General features: G+C 27.0%; 2 protein-coding genes. Both read left to right on the top strand.

Going from position 1 to position 513, the window contains the following annotated elements; genetic code table 11:
* On the top strand, positions 1-312 hold a 312-nt coding region (locus tag GQX97_RS14650; RefSeq protein ID WP_198391289.1), incomplete at its 5' end, for a PhoH family protein.
* Positions 313-333: 21 nt separating this feature from the next.
* A partial coding sequence (locus GQX97_RS14645; RefSeq protein WP_157152390.1) for a hypothetical protein occupies positions 334-513 on the top strand: 180 nt, incomplete at its 3' end.

Below are 513 nucleotides of genomic sequence, written 5' to 3'. Positions count from 1 at the left end.
TTAGCTTATATGAGAGGAAGAACTTTAAGCAGGGCTTTTATAATACTTGATGAGGCACAGAACACTACAGTTGCTCAGATGAAGATGTTTTTAAGTAGGATTGGTGAAAAGTCTAAGGCTGTTATTACTGGGGATATTACTCAAAGTGATTTGCCTAAGAATGTAAAATCTGGTTTGGAGCATTCTATTAAAATATTAAAAAATATAGAAGGCATAGCTTTTCATCATTTYGATAAAAAAGATGTGATAAGGCATAGGTTAGTTTCTAAAATATTAGAAGCCTATGATAATGCTGATAATACAAATGTGTAAAATTAATGGATAAAAATTATTATGAACACGAATAAAAAAATTATAAAATCTATAATTAATAAAACTCTTAATATGGAGAGGATATTTCAATTATTAATAGCATTGATTTTGTATATAATAACATTATTATTAGTGTTTCCAAATTATATGCAAAAAATTACAATACCGTCTATTGGCGAAACTGTAAAAGAACCATTGATT

The sequence above is a fragment of the Brachyspira sp. SAP_772 genome, from assembly GCF_009755885.1.
Classification (GTDB): Bacteria; Spirochaetota; Brachyspiria; order Brachyspirales; family Brachyspiraceae; genus Brachyspira.
The sequence above is the reverse complement of the archived record's forward strand: the minus strand, read 5'-3'. Positions and strand labels throughout refer to the sequence as shown.